Annotated in this window: 14 protein-coding genes; all 14 read right to left on the bottom strand. The window is 44.6% G+C overall.

The window, feature by feature from the left end:
• Nucleotides 1-20 precede the first annotated feature (20 nt).
• Nucleotides 21-1,325, bottom strand: a complete 1,305-nt coding sequence (locus C4S61_RS08240; RefSeq protein WP_103924314.1) for an APC family permease — start codon at nt 1,323-1,325, stop codon at nt 21-23.
• Between the two features lie 545 nt (nt 1,326-1,870).
• Nucleotides 1,871-2,302, bottom strand: coding sequence for a DUF6090 family protein (locus C4S61_RS08235; RefSeq protein ID WP_103924313.1), 432 nt, complete (start codon nt 2,300-2,302; stop codon nt 1,871-1,873).
• Between the two features lie 206 nt (nt 2,303-2,508).
• A complete protein-coding gene (locus C4S61_RS08230) occupies nt 2,509-4,965 on the bottom strand; it encodes a CehA/McbA family metallohydrolase (protein ID WP_103924312.1) in 2,457 nt (818 codons plus the stop codon).
• A 276-nt stretch (nt 4,966-5,241) separates the two neighbouring features.
• The gene (locus C4S61_RS08220) at nt 5,242-6,132 is read right to left on the bottom strand and encodes an alpha/beta hydrolase (RefSeq protein WP_160111216.1); all 891 of its coding nucleotides are present in this window, start codon (nt 6,130-6,132) and stop codon (nt 5,242-5,244) included.
• A 100-nt stretch (nt 6,133-6,232) separates the two neighbouring features.
• Nucleotides 6,233-6,880, bottom strand: coding sequence for a DinB family protein (locus C4S61_RS08215; protein ID WP_103924310.1), 648 nt, complete (start codon nt 6,878-6,880; stop codon nt 6,233-6,235).
• A gap of 5 nt (nt 6,881-6,885) precedes the next feature.
• Nucleotides 6,886-7,824 carry an NAD-dependent epimerase/dehydratase family protein gene (locus C4S61_RS08210; RefSeq protein ID WP_103924309.1) on the bottom strand — a complete coding sequence of 313 codons (939 nt, stop codon included), beginning with the start codon at nt 7,822-7,824 and terminating at the stop codon, nt 6,886-6,888.
• A 38-nt stretch (nt 7,825-7,862) separates the two neighbouring features.
• Nucleotides 7,863-8,624, bottom strand: a complete 762-nt coding sequence (locus tag C4S61_RS08205) for an SDR family NAD(P)-dependent oxidoreductase (protein WP_103924308.1) — start codon at nt 8,622-8,624, stop codon at nt 7,863-7,865.
• A gap of 882 nt (nt 8,625-9,506) precedes the next feature.
• Nucleotides 9,507-10,892 carry a sulfatase family protein gene (locus C4S61_RS08200; protein ID WP_103924307.1) on the bottom strand — a complete coding sequence of 462 codons (1,386 nt, stop codon included), beginning with the start codon at nt 10,890-10,892 and terminating at the stop codon, nt 9,507-9,509.
• A 250-nt stretch (nt 10,893-11,142) separates the two neighbouring features.
• Nucleotides 11,143-12,645, bottom strand: coding sequence for an amidase (locus tag C4S61_RS08195; protein WP_235009879.1), 1,503 nt, complete (start codon nt 12,643-12,645; stop codon nt 11,143-11,145).
• An 87-nt stretch (nt 12,646-12,732) separates the two neighbouring features.
• The gene (locus C4S61_RS08190; RefSeq protein WP_103924305.1) at nt 12,733-13,548 is read right to left on the bottom strand and encodes a DUF4349 domain-containing protein; all 816 of its coding nucleotides are present in this window, start codon (nt 13,546-13,548) and stop codon (nt 12,733-12,735) included.
• A 73-nt stretch (nt 13,549-13,621) separates the two neighbouring features.
• Nucleotides 13,622-14,374 (bottom strand): LytR/AlgR family response regulator transcription factor, encoded by a 753-nt coding sequence (locus tag C4S61_RS08185; protein ID WP_103924304.1) that lies wholly within the window; start codon nt 14,372-14,374, stop codon nt 13,622-13,624.
• Nucleotides 14,371-15,441, bottom strand: coding sequence for a sensor histidine kinase (locus C4S61_RS08180; protein ID WP_103924303.1), 1,071 nt, complete (start codon nt 15,439-15,441; stop codon nt 14,371-14,373). The genes C4S61_RS08185 and C4S61_RS08180 overlap by 4 nt, the downstream gene beginning before the upstream one ends.
• Nucleotides 15,442-15,606: 165 nt before the next feature.
• A complete protein-coding gene (locus tag C4S61_RS08175) occupies nt 15,607-16,251 on the bottom strand; it encodes a hypothetical protein (protein ID WP_103924302.1) in 645 nt (214 codons plus the stop codon).
• 13 nt (nt 16,252-16,264) lie between these two features.
• Nucleotides 16,265-18,424 carry a TonB-dependent receptor gene (locus C4S61_RS08170; protein ID WP_103924301.1) on the bottom strand — a complete coding sequence of 720 codons (2,160 nt, stop codon included), beginning with the start codon at nt 18,422-18,424 and terminating at the stop codon, nt 16,265-16,267.
• Between the last annotated feature and the right edge of the window lie 325 nt (nt 18,425-18,749).

Here is an 18,749-nt window from a genome sequence, read left to right as displayed (position 1 = left end):
TTATTATAATATCCAGATTTTCAGTGACTTTTCCATTTCTGATATACCTTCTTCAAAAAATAAATTACTGTCAATATAGCAATCAAAATCAGCATACCACGAATTTCAAATCCCGTCAAATTGGATAAGAAATAGAGAATAATCCCTGCTGAAAGAATAGGAACAGTGTAACCCAAAGGGATTTTGAAACCCCCATTATCCAAATCCTTCCTTTTCCGAAGTCCGATGACCGAGAGCGATACCCCAAAATAAACCAATAGTACGCTTGAAGCAGCAATCACTGCAAGCTGCCTAAATTCACCTATTGCCGCGAGTGTGAAGCCCAGCCCAGCATAAATCAAAATCGCTAAATATGGGGTTTTGAACCTATGGTGAATAGAGGCCAACTTGCTGAAAGGGATCACGCCATCCCGGGACAATCTAAATATCACTCTTGGATTGTTCAGGGTTTGTCCACTGATCATTCCAAACATGGATATGCCTGTGCCCACAAAAAGCAGGGTATAGCCTATTGGGCCGAAAACAAGTTGAGCTGTTTCTGCCAAAGGAGCTTCCTTGAAATTTGGCAGTTCACTTCCCATGACTCCCTGAGAAACCAATTGGATCAGGATATAAAGCAATAAGACACCCGAAATACCGATAAATATCGCACGTGGAACAGTCTTTTGGGGATTTTTGATTTCCCCTCCAATGGCCAATCCTGCATCCCCACCCATAAAAGCAAAAAACAAAATCAGGGATGCTTCTCCCAGCTTTTGGATAGTCGGTTCTGATTCCCAAGCAAAATTGACCCATTGCACATCCTTCCAACCAATAGTGATCAATAAAACAATCGGAATCAATTTGGCAATAGTGGTGATTTTGACCAAACCGATCCCCTGTTTGACACCAATGACATTGAGAATGGCCAATCCAGAAAAAAGGAAAAATAAGGAAAGTACTCTGACTGTCGGATTTTTGAAAACAGGGAAAATCAAAGCTAAAATTTCCACGAGGGCATTGGAAACTGCAGCATCCGCAAAAATGGATCCCGTCAGATAAAACACCGAAACCAAAAATCCTGGAAATGGTCCAAATGCGGTCTCCACATAGGCATAGGCCCCTCCTGAATGGGTGACTTTACTACCCGCCTCTGCAAAACACAGCATGATCAGCCCAATCAGCAATCCACAAAAAAGATAAGCGAGCACACCGGAAGCCCTCATGGTTTCGGCGATGATGGCTGGCAATACAAAGATGCCGGCACCTACCATGATATTGACGATATTGGCCGAGAGCCCCCATACGCCAACTTCCCGTTTTAATCCTTCTTGGCTGGTTTTCATATTAATTTTAAAAAGAGCGGCTCAAACCGTTTTTTCATTAAAAGTTGATTTAGCAGGTGATTGAAAAGATAAAAAAATCAAAAGCCACAGCGCCTCCCCTTAGGACGAACTGCATGGATTTCTTCCCGAATGAGGGGGATTACTTTTCCGGGATTATCAGGAGCGAAACTTTTGCAAATATCAGGAGTCTAAAAGCTAATGTCGAACTATCACTTAGCCCTTCGTTTTGATAGTCTCCTCAAGAATCTTTACGAGGGATGAAGTTTCCCCTTTATTCGTTGGAGCATGATCGTACAGTCTTTATTGATCCAATAATGAAGGGCTGCATTTCGCAGATAGATTTCTCGATTTGATCTTAGTTCATTAGTCAGTTTTTCGTCTTATTCTTCTGGGAAAAGGGATGAAGTCAGGGTTGTATCAAAAATTAGGGCATTTGTTTGGATAAATAGCGGAGCATCAATGGGCATAGCCCAATCAGTATTGATCTTGTAATCCCATTCCACGGCTTGGTAACTTTGGTAGTGTTTGACAATTTGGTCTCGTAATTAGGTGTCCTTTATGACACCTAGGTTTCCTGTACTGGATAAGCCCTCATAGGTGGAAATAGAAGGATTGAAACGGGGATAAAGGGAGCCATATATCATAAATTCCCTTGCACTGAGGACAAGAAGTGAATCACTGCTATTCTCATTTTTGAATGCAAGACTCAGGTTTGTAATTTTCTCATTATTATTTTTCAGTTGCTCAATTTCTGCCTTGAAAGTGAGGATTTCACTTTTGTTCTCTTGGATCAATCTATTGAGGTAAGATATTTCCTGCTGGTCAAGTTTTCTGTTTTCATTCCAGGTATTGATCTGAAGGGCAATCAATATTCCGATGACTACCAAAAAAATTTCACCAATCCCGTACTTGAGATAGTCGCTGATTTTATTTTCCAGAAGGAGCTTTTGGCGGATTTTGCGAAGGAACCTGAACATATCAATCGAGTAATTTAGAATTTCAAGAATTAATGCCCACCCGTCAGGGACAAAATATTAGCAGAATATAGAATAAGAGGAAAAGACAGCGTGCCTTTAGGTGCGCCAGATAATTTGTAATGCTGTAAGGTTTCTCATATTTACCGTACCCAAAGGCACGGATTGGGTTAATTGTTTGATCTACCCATATCAAGTCCCAAAAGGGACTATTCTAACAGCTCCCTAAGTCTTTTCCTCGCTTCTTCAAATCGAGTCATCATTCGGTTCATCTCGACTTCACCGTAAGCAGCCTTTGCGATTCTTTCCGAAGCGTCGATTGCCCGAATAAGATCCGCTGCTGCTGCCTTGCGGGAAGTTGGATCGGTGCTTCCGATGGAATCGATCCAGATGGGTGAGCTGTGAGCAAATGGACGAGCATGCATAGTCGGCCAAGTGTCTTCTTTCAGCTCGCTGGTGTAAGCACGGATCGCTACCCAACCGCCCACAGGGAGGTTTACTTGACCTTTGTATTGTCGGGTTTCTCCTGCTTTTATTCCTGCTAATTTCTCGACTACTACACCGTTGACCACAAGCTCCACCACATCGACGTCATTAGTTCCGGCAAGGGTAGCTTCCCAATTTTGTCGGCCACTTGCGACCACATCTCCCGGTTTAGCATTTTGTCCCACTTGGAAAAGTAAAGCGGGACCCGTAGTCACAAATCCTTTTCCTGCCATTGCCGCTTCGAGAATCGATGCGGAAGTGATTTCCTTTCCATCTAGCTGCACATAATTTCGGCCGGTGCCTACTGCCATTGTCCGATGGAAATCCACCCACATGTCCGTTCCCGACATGGCTGCCACCGGTCGCCCGATATTGAGCAGTCGATACCAAACGTGACTGTTTCCCAAAGGGCTAGTCCAGGCACATACCATTTCCAAACCGATGCGTTCAGCCAAGACGGCATCGGAGATTAGCTCGATGGGAATGGGTCCTTCATCCAACTGGTCGAAGGGATCGGAATCATCGCTGATGGGGTGCACATAAGTAGTGAAAGCCCCGGTCCGGTCAGCAAAATCCAGTACCTCGCCATTACTTCGATCCGGGTCGCCCAGTTTTGGATTGGTCGGTCCCCAAAACCAGGGTGCAAAAGGTTCTTTCGCACCGAGTAAGCCCACATGTCCATGGAAATGTGATCGTACTTCCTGGCTTTGGACGACAATCCGTCCGTCTTTGATTGTTTCTTTGCCTAAAATCGGGGCATCAATTCTTCGCTCCCAGTGGTTCCACGACATAGGGGCGAGTAAATCAAGATCTTCTCCCGCCATCGCACGAAGGGCATTTTCATGGGTGGCGCGGTGATGCCCGTCACCATTCAGATGCACGTGATGATCAGCGGAGACGTATCCTGCATCCGCAGCATTCCAGAGGGGAGTCAACGTAAGCGTGGTAGTTGAGGGATTATTTTCCTTGATTGCTACGGATGATTCTGCCATCGGGGTCATTGGTCCGCGAACTGCTGTCACCCGATAGTTGCCGACAGGAAGATTGAATTGGGATTCTCCTTCCAGGTAAAAATAATGACGACCTGTCTGCGGATCGAAGACCGTAGCATCTTCATGGAAAGCTACGGGATTGCCATCCTCCCGAACGATTGAGACACGAGCTGTGATTGGTTTCCCGGCAGGATCGTTCACGTTTACATTCAGTGTTCCGGTTGCTTCTCCCAGATTCCAATTCGAAATTTTCACTTCTTCAGGCGAGCCACCGTAGGTGGAAATCCGCATCAGGCGAAACTGACGGTTTTTGTCCAGTTCAACGAAATAAATCTGATTGCCATCCGTGCTGAAGGCCGGTGTTATGGCGAAAGGATCACCCTCAGTGAGTCGGTGCTTCACCCTTGAATCATGGAGATCCATGGTCCAAAGGTGGTGTGCATTGTCAATAGGAGCACTATAAACGATTAGATTTTGAATGGGGTGAGCGTCAGCTGTAAAGCGATAGGTCAATGTCTGGGCAAGTGCGATTGTATCGGTTCCGGTCTTAAAGTCTTTGATTCGAAGTACCCGGTGAGACCCACTTGCATGTAGATACATGAGGCCATCATTTTTGGCCAGTCTTCGAGCGTTTCGCTCTACTTGGGATAGTTCTGTGAGCTGTTCGTCTGCTCCTGAGGTAAGGTGACGGCGTCGGAGATTAAGCGAACCGCTGACTCCTGAGGTGTAGTAGAGCCATTCCCCGTCAGAAGAGAATTCGGGATCCAATTCGATCGCATCGGTATCAATCCTTGTTTCTTGTCCACTTGGCAGTTCCCGAACAATGATTGCGGTATTTTTTCCTTCATCGCGAACGAATGCTAGAAATTTACCGTCAGGAGACCAGCGTGGCCTTGAGTCTATTCCCGGTCCTTGGGTTAATCTGACAGCCGATCCAGTCTCCAGATTCAGATTCCAAATCCACCCTCGGGCAGCTATGGCGAGGTGTTTTCCATCCGGTGCGGGTGCCGGGTCGGTGGGTCCAAAAGCAAGAATCGGGAGCTCATGCTGCTCCAGGTAAACATGATGGCCGAAGTCAGCAAGTTTGGGGTAGCGGTTGGTCCATTGTGCGGAAGCATTACTTACTATGAGAAGTTGGGCGTAGGCTGAAAAAATAAGGAGGACAAGGGTAGGTTTTTGGTATCGCATTTTATTTTGAGTTTGCTCAATTGAATTGTTCATTGACGAAAAGAAATCAAACTAGACAGATGTTTCATTTTTTCCTGAATGTGGAATGCATTATTCCCCTTCTGATTCTAGAGATTTATCCAAGTTCATTCATTTAACCGATTATATTGCGTTGTATGGACCCGTGGTTCCGCTGAATGGAAGGCCTAAATCTCTGGCGCGTGGTTTTTGGGCGAAGGCAAATGAAAAATTGAAAATAAGAATCAGAAGGACAATTGCTCTTTTCATAGCGGGTCTTTATAATAAATCCAAAAACTTAAATAGCTCAATATAAGCCTTTTCAAACTCCTCCTGATTTGGGCTGTGTTTTCCGGTGGGAATAATAATTCTAACATCTTTCCCCTTTCTCATCATAGGAACAAACCGTTCAAAAGTCACTGGCGGAATCTGATCATCCAAGCCTCCTTGCCAGAGAAAAATGGGTGGGTCGTTTGGATCAAAATAGGTGATAGGTTCGTAGATGGCGATGTTCTCTTTTGATTCATACCCTTCGGAAGAGAACAGGGCCTTTCCCACCGCTTTGAACTGGTCATTCTCATGATCGGTAAAAACCCGTTCCACCACATCCACTCCATCCACGGGACCCGAAAAATTGATGATGCCTTTGATCGTGATTCCTTTATCGAGTCGATTGGGATACTCGGGATTATTTTGCGCAAAGCCAACATTGGTTGCAATATGCGCCCCGGCAGAAAAACCGGTCACAATCACATTGTCCAAATTCAATCCATATTTAGTATTGTTGGCTTCAAGATAATTCAGAGCATTGGTCAAGTCACTTGTGGCTAAGGGAATTCCTCTTTTCAAGCGGTAATTGAGATTGACGACATTCAAGCCTTTCCTCAGGTAAGGTTCAATGTACCTTTCCTCCTGACTTTTGTCGCTGAAATAATAGCCTCCTCCATGAATGAAAACAACGGTAAAGTTTCGCTTACCAAAGGATTTTGCCTTTTGGGAAAGGTAAACGTCCATCACCTGTTCCGCATCCGAACCGTAGGAAGCGTCCCTCACTACTTTGTAAGCAGAAGTTTGTTGTTCAGGCGATAAATCCTGAAGGTCTGTCAGCTTTTTGGAACAGGAGGATAGAAATATTGAAAAAATGAGGATCAGGTAAATGGCTGTTTTCATTACGGTTTGATTCATTTCTTATTATAGGTAAACCAAGTTTGGTAAAGGGTTTTCCATTCACTCACTCCTTTTTGCCAGGCCGACAGATACCTTCCTTTCCTTAGGTTCGCTTGCTTGGCAGCCGGCTTTTGATGTATTTGAATTGCCCGTTGTGGTTGGACTCATGTTCGCAGACATGGAACCACTTGCAGTAATTATTGGTCGGACCCCAAGGCCATTCCTCATCGACACTCATTAACCATTCGTCATCCCTTTTCTTGAATTCTCGGATAGTATTTTCCCGGACTTCTTCCAATGCACTTAAATAAAAATCCAGGTTATTTCCTTTGATGGTTTTTCGGGCCTCATTACCAAGATTCATTGCGACGTCAAAGCGATCTAAATCTTTCTTGCTAAAATCCTTTCCCTCGAAAGTATGGACCTGATAAAACCGTTCCGTAGCGGCCAAATGGAGCAGCATGGCGCCAATGGAGTTAGAGTTTTCATCCAGTAAGAAATCCAATTGATCCACACTCATCCCTCTTACAGGCATCAAAATCACATCCCGCATCCAGGTCATCATGGATAGCAAAGTTCCGATATGAAGTGAAAAACCATCTCTGGGACCCATCACATTGATCCGATTTTCGACAGGAAATTCTGAGGCCTGGATCGGGTTGGTAATCATAGAAAGACCAAGTGTGCCTGAGGTAATGACCGCAGCAGATTTCATGAAATCTCTGCGACTAGAAGGATTGATGCCTTTCATTGTGATTAGGAGGAATAGTTGTTCAAAGGAATGCTCACAGGCTTAAATGCTATTCCCAAGTCTTTTTCTACTAAAGCAGAACTGTAAACAATTTCAGGCTTGCCTATTGGAGGTTGGTTGTTAAGCATCAAGGTCACATCTGAGACTCTGTAACTTTCCCCTGACAGGAGGTAGTTTTTCCCATGGATGTTTTTGGTTGTCGCTGCTTTGAAAATCGCATCGGCAACATCTTCTACATCTACCAATGCCCACAATACATCCATGTCATAGATCATTTGTATAAATGGGTTGGGGGCAATTTTATTTTTAAACAGAAACTGTATCCCTGTTGAAGTGGAATCCTGTCGATTTGACAGAGATTTTCCCATCACACCCGTCGGTGAAACTGATGTAATTTCAAAACTTAAATCCGGGTGGTCGGCAATGAATTTATTGACGGCCTGATTGGCGATAAACTTAGCCTGGGCATAAGGAATGCCTTCTTCACTCATAAATGGAGCATCTTCTTCGGTGATTTGCTCACCGGCTTTTTTTCCTGCAGGTAAGAATGGAAAGCTAGTGTTGTAAGCCGCCACAGATGCAATGAATATGACTTTTTCAATTTCGGGAGTCTTAAGAACTGCTTCCAAGAAGTTTTCGGTACCCTTGATGGTCGGGTCAAACAGTTCTTTCTGAAGGTCTTTCACATCCAATTGGAATGGAGTTCCTCCGTGTATGACTATTTCACAGTCTTTCAAAAAATCCAGAAGCTCCTGTTTGTTTTCCACATCCAATTGAGCGATTTCAAGATTCTCAGCATTTTTGAGGCTGAGCAAATGTTCATACTTTTCCTTTTTGGAAAGGTCTGTGGTAGATACTTTTACTTGGTATCCTTCATTTAAAAATTTTTGAGTGTTGAAGCTTCCGATAAAGCCGGAGCCTCCGATGATACCTACTGTTTTCATGGCTTTTTTTATTTAGAATTGATTAAAAATTGAAATAATTATAAAGTGAGCGTCAGTCCTCCATCCGCGAGCAGGGTGGATCCTGTAATATAACTTGAGTCATCAGAACAAAGGAATACAATGGATTTGGCGATTTCCTCAGGTTGGGCAGCTCTTTGCAAGTGAACCGTAGGGAGCAAGCCCTTGTCATACAAATCATCTCCCGCGATTCCCCGCAATCGTCGGTGCATGGGTGTATCCACCACTCCCGGGCATAACAGATTTACCCGAATTCCCTTTGGACCCAATTCGGCCGAAACACTTGAAGTCAGTCCAATCAAGCCATGCTTAGAGGTGACATAAGCGGAGCCGGTTGGAAAACCCAGGAAAGAATTGACAGAACCAATATTCACTATGGCCCCGCCATTGGCAGCACCAAGCATGGCTCTGGCTTCATACTTCATGCAGAGGAATACACCTTTGAGGTTGATGTCCATCACCTGATCCCAATCTGCTTCCAAAAGGTCGGTTACACTGCCAAAATTACCTTCTATACCGGCATTGTTCACAGCATAGTCAATCCGCCCAAATACCTTGATAGCATGGGTCACCATGCGCTCCACCTCAGTAGCTTTTGAAACATCGGTAACAATTGCACTTGCTTTTCCACCAATTGCTTCAATTTCCTTTACCAATTCATCGAGTTCTGCTGCTCTTCTGGCAGCTACTACTACGTTTGCACCTTTTCTAGCAAAAGCAAGTGCTGTTGCTCTGCCTATGCCACTGCTGGCACCTGTTATCAATGCGACTTTATCTGTCATGATTGCCTCTCATTTTAAGAAAAATTGAAAGTTTTTAACTGAATTCATTATTTGGGTTTATGGATATACGGAACTTGGCCAGTAGCTTACTTCGAAGTTCAAATGAACTAGTGAATGCCAATTCTTGGACTTCTTCGGTCTTCCGACTTCGGTCTCCCAGCCCAAAATCAAGGGTATATTCGTCTACTGTCAGAATAGCGTATTATCAAATTTGGGTTTTTGTATTTATGAAGGAATTTCAATGCTTAGCCATAAATAATTAGAGTAAACTAATAAGTCAAAAATTTTCATTGCTATGACTTAGGACGAAATGGGTATAATACTTCCCCAATGAGGGGTATTTCTTTTCGAAGGGAGATTTTAGAATAGGTGTGTTCGGATATCTGCAGGTAGCCAAATAAAGAATGGCTAGATCACTAGTTTAACATTACTGTAGTCCGATAGCTATCGGACAGTGGACCGTCGTCTGTGGACGTGTATCCGCCCGGTTTATACCAAAATTCTTTCAACGGGCATCTTTGCGTCTACACATATTTTTAGAATGATATTCGATTTGATCCGGAATATTTGTGGTGTTTTTTTCAAGAGGTTCGGATTCGAAGAGAACCCGTGGTCAATCAATACAAATTCAGCCCAAAAGGTCATATTTACCAGAAATCTCAAAAAATAAATTTATGTTTGGGTAATGCCGTGTCGAACCCAAAATCATCTAAAATATAGAGTATTGAAATATATACACTTTATTGGCACTGCCTTTATTTTATTCTATTTCAGTACTTTATATTCCTATGCCCAAAAAGCTTGCGTAGACGAAAGCTTATTTAGGGAAGGTTTGTTGGATCTGGTTTAAGCGAATTTAGGTTTAGCTACTGAATAGAAGAATCAATTTTTCTCAGTGTGTTTCTTCTCCAAGTATTCGTAATGACTGTTGTCCTGAGGAGTCCTTGCTACTTTATTTTCTGGCAAAGGACCCAATTGCTTCACTGCAAGCTCCATCGCCCGCATCATCTGAGCGGTTTTTTCAGGATTTTCTTTTGCCAGATTGGTGGTTTCACCGGGATCAGTTTTGAGATTAAACAGGAGCGTGTCGTGAGCCTCTACTTTTTTCATTCCTCTGGTACCTGCAAATCCTGCATAGGGCCGCTTAATCTTCCAATCCCCTTCCCGATAGGCTTCCTGACTGGCAAGCATGTAGTAGATGAAGGTATCCCCTTCCCGATTTCCGTTTTCGAAAAGAACCGAACTCAGGTCTTTTCCGTCAATTTCTCTGTCTTGGGGGATTTCTGCTCCCACGAGTTTACAAAAAGTCGGAAACCAATCCATCAAAGTGGCAAGCTCATCATAAACCTGTCCAGGATCAATTTTCCCTTTCCACATGGCCACAGTAGGGACACGGACTCCTCCTTCAAAAGTGAATTGCTTACCCTCTCTAAGTGGCCCTGCTGAACCCCCATGGTCCTCCATCACCAACCAGGGACCATTGTCCGAAGAAAAAATGATGAGGGTATTTTCTAGAATTCCCTTCTCCTCCAATTTTTTCAACACTTCCCCTACACTCCAATCCATTTCCTGGATCACATCCCCATAAAGTCCCCTGTTGGATTTTCCCTCAAACTCCGGAGACGTATAGATCGGTACATGCGGCATGCTGTGCGCCAGGTATAGGAAAAAGGGCTGATCTGAATTGGAATCGATGAATTTCAAAGATTCTTCGGTGTAAGTTTGGGTGGTATATCGCTGATCAACTTTGAATTCTTCCACCTCATTTCCTCGCATATAGACCACAGAGGCCATGTCATTGGAATACGGAATACCGAAGTATTCATCAAAACCCTGATTGAGCGGAAGGTATTTTTCCATGTGACCCAAATGCCATTTTCCCACGAGGCCTGTCCGATAGCCTTTTTGTTTCAAAATTTCTGCGAAGGTGATTTCCTCGGGGTCCATTCCTGTCAGGCTTTCCGGAAAAAACACTGAATTGATGCCCATACGCTGTGGCATCCGACCTGTCAAAAGGCCCGCTCTGGAAGGACTGCAGACGGGAGAGGCCGATAAAAATGAAGTGAACTTTATTCCTTCTGCTGCGATTCGATCAATATTTGGAGTGGCAATATCCGTAGCGCCAAAACACCCGATATCTCCGTATCCCAAGTCGTCTGCAAAAATGAAAACGATATTTGGCAGGTCGGATTTAGCCGCTTTTTTTTCCTTTGAGGTACAGGAAAAAAGCAGAGAGGCAAAAAGGAACAGCAGTAGTTTCTCCTTCATTTTGTCAATTGTTTATATTCCAGGTGATGTTTTTCCAAATTATCTTCTCCGAAATCATTTCCTCTTTCTCTCCAGATGGAGCTGATAAAAGTTAGTGGAAAAATCTAATTTATTCATAAAAAGTCCTGAAAATCAGCGGAGAGCTGACCAAATTCCGGCAGTAGCGGAAGGAAACATTTGAACTTTAGGCAAGAAAAAAGATCTCATTCCTTTAGAATCAGCCCTTGCCCTTTTCGACTTATCAGCCGATTTAGTCAGTCAAATTGGGTGCTTTTCGATGCAATGTTCCCTGCTCATAAGAATACACCAATCGGATCAAGACCGGTTCAGACCACATTCTGCCAAGAAACTGTAGCCCGGCGGGAAGATTGCCGGAAGTGAATCCCATCGGTACAGTAAAGGCAGGTTGCCCTGTGTGGGGTGCAATGATCTGAGAGTTGTCTCCCGAGTATTCCTCTTGAAATCGATCAATTCGTGCTGGTTTACTGTTCCAGCTAGGATAGACCAGCGCATCGAGCATCAGGGAATCCATGACTTTTTCGATCGCTTCGCGAAAAGCAATCCGCTCCGGATCGGTAAATGGATCTCCACAATTTTCAGCCATATTTTCAGGCAAATCGCTTTCGCGAAAGCGTTCAAGTCCTTCCCTGGCATAGTCAGATTTAGTCCCGACTCGGATTACATCCTCGAGGGTTTTCATCGTATCGCGTTTGACATAGTCTGCCAAAAACTTTTCCAGATCTTGACGGAATACGGGACACCACTGATTTCTACGAAGGGAATCAAAATTTTCCACTTCGACCGAATCAATAATCACAGCTCCCAATGCCTGCATATCTTTCAAAGATTGGTTAAATAGTGCAGTGATTTCCGGATCGGGATTCACTTCGCTTAGGGTTCGGAAGACACCGATTCTGGTGCCTTTCAACCCTTCTTTCTGGAGAAATTGAGAATAATTCTCAGGGATTTTTCCTTTGGAAAAGTTGGTAATCGGGTCCTTGGGATCAAACCCCGCGATGGCTTCCAATACTTTGGTAGCGTCTTCGACTGTTCGGCACATCGGACCAACTACATCATTTCGAAGGTAAAGCGGTACAATTCCTTCCCGACTGACCAAACCCAAAGTCGTCCGGAATCCCACCAAAGCATTGTGGGAGCTTGGTCCACGAATGGAATTTCCGGTGTCTGTTCCTAATCCAATCACTCCAAAGTTTGAGGCGATAGATGCACCGGTCCCGCCGCTCGATCCTGCCGGAACGTGATCCAAATTGTAGGGGTTACGAATAGTGCCTTGGGTAGAGCTTTCCGAATGCATCGGGCTAAAGGCCCACTCGGCCATGTTGGATTTGCCGATGATAATGGCTCCGGACTCCACTAGTTTTTTGATGATAAAGGCATCTTCCTCCGGATAAAAATCAGCCAAGGCCAAGGCTCCTGCGGTGGTCGGGAGTCCGGTTGTATTGATGTTGTCTTTGACAATCAGGGGAATTCCGTGAAGTGGACGAAGTTTTCCGGCTTTTTTAAATTCCTCATCGAGTTTTTTGGCAATAGCCAAAGCTTCAGAGTTAGTAATCGAAATTGAATTCAGTGAAGAATCCAGCGCTTCGATTCGATCGAGATAAGCTTTTGTCAAATCTTCAGCTGAAAAATTCCCGTTTTGGTAGGCATGGTGAATTTCAGAGATGGTCAATTCCTCCAAATTGATGGGGGTTTTATCCGGGGCTTGGCAAGCCCAAGCAAAGCTCAAAATCATGAAAGCTATAAGTCGATTCATGGCTGAATATAGCTTTCCTTTCCACGATTTGCCACAACTTTTTCCTGAGAGGGAAATAACTAATGCTTACTTCATCGGTGGAGGCGGAGTTTTCTTTCGTTTCAACAGCCAAACCAACAAGGCCCCGGCAATCAGGAAGAATGGCCAAAGGTTCAATACGAAAATAAAGAACCATTGAAGATTGGTCCAGCCATTTTTCAGGCTGTCATTAGCTTTGCTGAAAAAGCCGAATTCTCTATTCTTTTCTACAAAAAATGAAACATTTAACGTGCTCAGTGAAACCCGATCGCCCAGGTAGTTCAGCCTTCCTTGCATGGATTCGATTTCGCCTCGGACAGTAGCCAGTTCGCGCTCGAGTCGAAGGATTTCGTCCACAGTTCGGGCGAGTTTGAGGAGCTCAGTGTAGCGGTTTTCGAGTTCTTTTTTGGTCTTGAGCCGGGCTTCGACATCGATAAATTGCTCGGTGACGTCTTCGCTTCGGATGTTGGAATTTTCGATACGTATGGCATGGGATTGGATTTTTTCGAGCAAAGGATCAAGCTGATCAGAAGGAATGCGGATGGTCAGGCGCTTTTCACTTCGTTCTCCGTAGCTGTTTTCCGATTCGTTGGAGATAAAGCCTTTGGCGGCATTGACTTCGGCTTTGAGAAAGGCATCGGTTTCCTGGATGTCCCGACATTCGAAATAGATGTCGCCTTCACGGATGATTTTTCGTTCGGAAAATTCTGCCGGCGGAGCAGGTTGCTCAGTTGACGGAGCTTCGGCCAATTTTTGGTAGGATTCTGCTGAATCCGATACTGGCAGGTTGACCGAATCCTGAGTTCCGCATGCGGCCACAATAAAGCCGAACAGAATGGGAAGTTTGAGCAGGAAAAGCTTCATAACATGTGGGTTTTAATCCAGGTAAAAACGAGAAGATCAGACTTTTCGCTGCAAATAGCGTAAAAATTAACAGTTATCGGTCAAGCCAATTTTTCAATTCGGTCACTTTTTCCCGACTTACCAAAATATCCGAGTCCGTGCAGTTAGTCAGCTTGACTTTCAATCGGCTGTTGGAGTAGGTCAGCACTTCCTCGATGGCGTCCACATGACTGAGGTATTTTCTGTTGAGACGGAAGAAAATGGCCGGATCGACTTGGGCTTCGACCTGCTCGAGTGTGGAATCGAGGACATATTTTTTGCCCGCATGAGTTTGTAGAAAAGTGACCCGCTCCTCGCTGAAGAAAATCGCGATTTCTTCGATTGGGATGCTTTGGATTTTCTCTCCAAATCGTACTAAAAATCTGGTTTTAAATGATTTTGCCTGAGGTTGGATCAGGGTTTTGAGCAGATTCAAATCCAAGTTGGGTTGAATGCTTCGGGACCTGAATTTTTCCACTGCCCGTGCCAAGTCTTTGGGATCGATGGGTTTTAGTAGGTAGTCAATTGCGTTGACCTGAAATGCCCTGATCGCATAGTGATCAAATGCCGTGGTGAACACGATCGGAACTTTTACTTTCACCTGTTCAAAAATCTCAAAGCTAATCCCGTCTGCAAGTTGAATGTCGCAGAAGATCAGATCCGGAGCCGGATTTTCGGAAAACCAGCGAATTGATCTGCTTACAGTATCCAGATTCCCGATCAATTCGGCTGTGGGAAAATGTGCCTGGAGCAGTTTATTCAAGCGGGTGGCGGCAGGTTTTTCGTCTTCGATGATCAGGATCCTCATAGGCTTACTTTCAAAAGGGGAAGTTTGACCAAAAACTCGTCTGCTGACTGGAAGATTTCGGTTTTTCGATCACTCAATATCCGATAGCGGGAACGGATATTTTCCAGCCCCACACCTTTGGAAGACTCATTTTGACTGATTTTAGGTTGGAAGGTGTTGCTTACCCAGAGCTCATCGCCTATTTGAATAATGGAAATAAAAAGCGGATTTTCCTGAGAAGCGATATTGTGCTTGATGGCATTTTCCAACAAAAGCTGCAATGAAAGAGGAGGTAAAAAATAGCCTTTGCAATTGGGTACCTCCAACTTGAAGTTCAGATTTTCTTCAAATCGGATCTTTTGCAGTTCAAGGTAATTTTTGGCAAAATCCAACTCACGGTCTAGATCTACCAGTTCTTCCTGCTGCACATCGAGGACGTATCGGTAGATTTTGCTCAGTTTTTGGATGAAAGCAGCTGATCTATCTGCATCGTCATATACGAGATTGGATAGTGCATTGAGGGAGTTGAATAGGAAGTGAGGATTGAGCTGGTCTTTGAGACTTTGGTATTGGCTGGCAAGCTTTTCGGAGCGGAGTTGCTCGGTTTCGATGGCGGATTTGCGCCATTCCATCAGCCAAGCTCGGGAGGTGAAAATCGCCATGAAAACCAAGGCGATAGTCATCGGGGTAAAAGTAAATTTGAGAATCGTATGCCATGGAATTTGTCCTGCAGGAAAGTTCCATTCGATCAAGGCAAAAGCAAATACGGTGAAAAAACTGACCACAAAGGCATAAATCATGTAAGTGAAAACAGTTGCAAAAAGTCTCTTTACCGGTTCGTGTACCCAAGAAATTCTTTTTTCCCAAAATTCCTCCACCCGGCTTCCTCCATAGCTTAGAGCCATGGATACACAAAAGGAAAAAACAAAATCAGGGAATAAGCTGATCAAATCCTCCCCACTCAAAAAGCAGATGGGGCAAAAAATTACCTGAAGGATCAAAGCTATTCCGAGGTTGACCAAAAGGAATTTCTTCAAGTCTCTCCAGATTACTTTTTCTTCTTGACAGTCTGTGATGGATTGGGTCATGGCAGGAAGTTAGGAAAAAGCTAAGAATTTCGGATTTGGGACTGCGAATGCTTCGACATACTTCGACAAGCTTATTACAAGTGCTCAGCACAAGTTTTAGAATTATGACCTCCTCCAAGTTTGATTCTTGGAGGAGTGAGTTGGTTTAGTTTTTCAAATCGGGCTTTACTTGCATGCGCTGAGGACCTGCTCGGCTTCCCTTTTTCCCCAGGTTGGCAAGAGATAATCCTCATTTATTTTGGCTTCTTCTTTGGCAAAAAGCTCCAGTCCTACTCTTGCCAGTCCGCAAGCTTTTTCTACTCCTGAACCAAAGAATTGCGCCATTCCCAATTCCATTTGAGCCATAAGTGTAGTTGCTCGAGGGTTTTCCTTGTCCAAAGCAATTGATTTTCCAAACGTCTGCATCGCCAAAGGACTCATTTCCTGACCTCGGCTCATGGGATCAACAGATAGTTTTCCCATGATAATGAAGCCCTTCAAAGCCGTGATTTCGGAATTGTTTGGAGCAACCTTATCCGCTTTATTAATCAGCTCCATCGCTTGATCGAAGTATTGGTCTTTGTTGACTTCGAATCGAAAAGCAGCGATGGTCTGTAAATAGGCTGCATAATAAATCGGAAGCCATTCTGTGTTTTTCACCTCTGCAATTCTCAGGAATCCATTGACCACGGCTTGAGATTGTTCCGGGTTTTGAATGGTTTTCATGGCCTGAATCTGTTTTTTCATAGCCGATTCGTAGGCAGGATCATTGGCAAAAGCGGAAAAAACGAAGGCAAATGCCAAGGCAAGGGTAAAAAGAGACTTTTTCATGGTGTTGTAAGATTTAGAGGTTGTTTAAATTATTTGCGTTTTTGTCTTTAGAAATCGTGAAGAAAATTCCGAGGAATAGGAATCGTGGAGCTCCCTGTCCGAGTGGTAGGGATTCAAATCTTCCCTGTTCGTTTGGGGCTTGAGCAAATTGATATCCGAAGATGTTTTGGTGGCCAGTGACATTGGTGATGGCTCCATGAATGATCAGATTGGGTCGGGGCAAATAGCTCCAACTGAGGCTGAGGTTTTGGAACGAGCTGGTTTTGGAGTTCATTTCTCCGGGCTGATTCGGGTCAGTATAGCTCAGACCGTCATTGAATGACCAAGACAGACCCAGCTGTGATTTCAGATTGGGCACAAAGTGCTTGACCACCACGCTCAGGTTATGCTTGGGAGCAAAGTCAGGTTGTACCTGTCCAGTGTATTGAAAATAGCTGCGCTTGCTGTCCACAAAGCTGTAAGTGATCCAGTAATCTGTGTTTTTAAGACTTTCGCGGTCGCGAAAAAACACATCAAATCCACGGGCAAAACCCTTGCCTTCATTTCGGACCTGTTGTGGGTTCTCCAGCATTCCCTCAAATCGGACCAAGTGATCGTATGATTTATGAAAGGCTTCTGCCCGGAAGGTTTTGCCCTCTTTTTGGTAAAGGTAGTTCAGGATCAAATGCCGGGATTCGGTGTTTTTCAGGTTCGGATTCAACACTCTGAATCTTTCTTCCGGCAATTGGTGAAATCGTCCGGCAGCCAGGGAAAGCGTTCCGTTTTCGGAGATTTTGTAGGCTAAGGAAGTGCGGGGATCGAGCCATTTTTCATCCGCAAGGGAAGAAATTCCCGCTCGCAATCCGGATCTCAGAACCAATTTTCGGCTGAAATACCAGTCCCATTCTGAGAAGAGATAGCCTTGGTTTTCATTGAAAGTCCGTTTCAGATTTTCATTAGTCAAGACTTCCGAAAAATCATTTCGGAAATATTCTACTCCATTTTTTACCAGAAGGCGATCAGAAAAATCATAGCTCGCAGTCCATTTGGCATGAGTGAGTTGACTTTTTCGCTCTAAGTCTAAGCCTCCGAGGTTCAGGATATCTTTGTTTTGAGAGTAAGAAATCCCTCCGAAAAGCGACCATCCGTTTTCATAGCCTTTTCTCCAGTTGGTTTGGGCATAGGAATAGGTGTTTTTCAGATTGATGAGCATCCCACGAGTGGACTGACCGGGTTGAGGCTGCCAGAGCTTCATTCCACCGGACTCGGTGCGGGCGAGAACTTTCCATAGACCACCTTTGGCTGATTTTTGCTGGGCGGCAAGTTCCACATCCCTTCCGAAAGGAGCCCGCTCCCAGTCGAAGTCTTGCTTGATCAAAGCTTGATAAGGCCTCAGGTCAAAGACATTTCCGCTGATAGTAAGGCTTCTTTTCTCATTGGCCAAGGTGTGGGAATAACCTCCGCCCACCGACATGATGTATAGATCGCCTTGGCTTCGCTTTGCCAGATCTTTGGTATTCAGTGCTAAGGCCGAGGAAAGAGCCTGGCCAAATTCGGCTGAATATCCCCCGGTGGAGAAGAAGGTTCCTTTGAAAAGGTTGGGATTGAATCGGGTACGGGTTGGGACATTTCCGGCGGTGGTTCCATAGGCATTTCCCACGCGAAGGCCGTCGATGAATATGCCAACCTCGCTCGCATCACCACCGCGTACAAAGAGGCGACCGTCATTGCCAACCGTGGAAGTGCCTGGCAAAGTTTGAAAAGCTCCCACGATATCGCCCATGGCCGAAGGAGTGGTCACGATGTCGAGGGGGCGAAGGATCACGGATTTTTTCTCATCCGAGGCTTCCATGGCCCCTGCGGAGATGGTGACGGTATTCAGTTCATTGAACTCTTCTTTGAGAATCAGGGAAGGGACTTCAAAGATTTTCGCAGAAAGTTCAACCACCACCTCTTGGGACTTAAAACCCATCATGCTAAAGACTAGAATTTGAGTACCCGATTCGGTGGTTTCGAATCGGAAGGAACCGTTTTGGTCTGTACTTGCTCCGTCAAAAGTTCCTTTGAGGAAGACATTGACGCCGGGAAGGGGCTGGTTTTTTTCGTCGAGTACCTTTCCGGAAAGGATGGTCTGCGTAAATCCAAGGGTTTGGATCCAAAGAAAGAGAATCAAAAAAGAGAAGATAGGCTTCATAGTTGGCTTGTATTTGAGCCAAAATTGAAGAGCGCCCAACGCTCAAAAAATTGAATCTGAATGAAGTGTCAAAATCCGTGACTGAAGTGTGGGATTTTAAACCATTCAGAAATTAAGGGCATTAAGAAGAGGAGGAGATTTGTGAACTGGAAGGCACGGTGACCTTTTCTTCATGTGAAAAGCAACCCTTAATTCTCCTAACATCCTTGATGGTTAAAAAAATAGTCTCGATAAAAAGCTTAAAGCCATTCAGAAATTAAGGACATTAAGAAGAGGAGAAGAATTGTGAACTGGAAGGCATGGTGACCATTTCCTCATGGGAAAA

Source organism: Algoriphagus boritolerans DSM 17298 = JCM 18970 (genome assembly GCF_900108085.1).
Lineage (GTDB): Bacteria > Bacteroidota > Bacteroidia > Cytophagales > Cyclobacteriaceae > Algoriphagus > Algoriphagus boritolerans.
The sequence above is the reverse complement of the archived record's forward strand: the minus strand, read 5'-3'. Positions and strand labels throughout refer to the sequence as shown.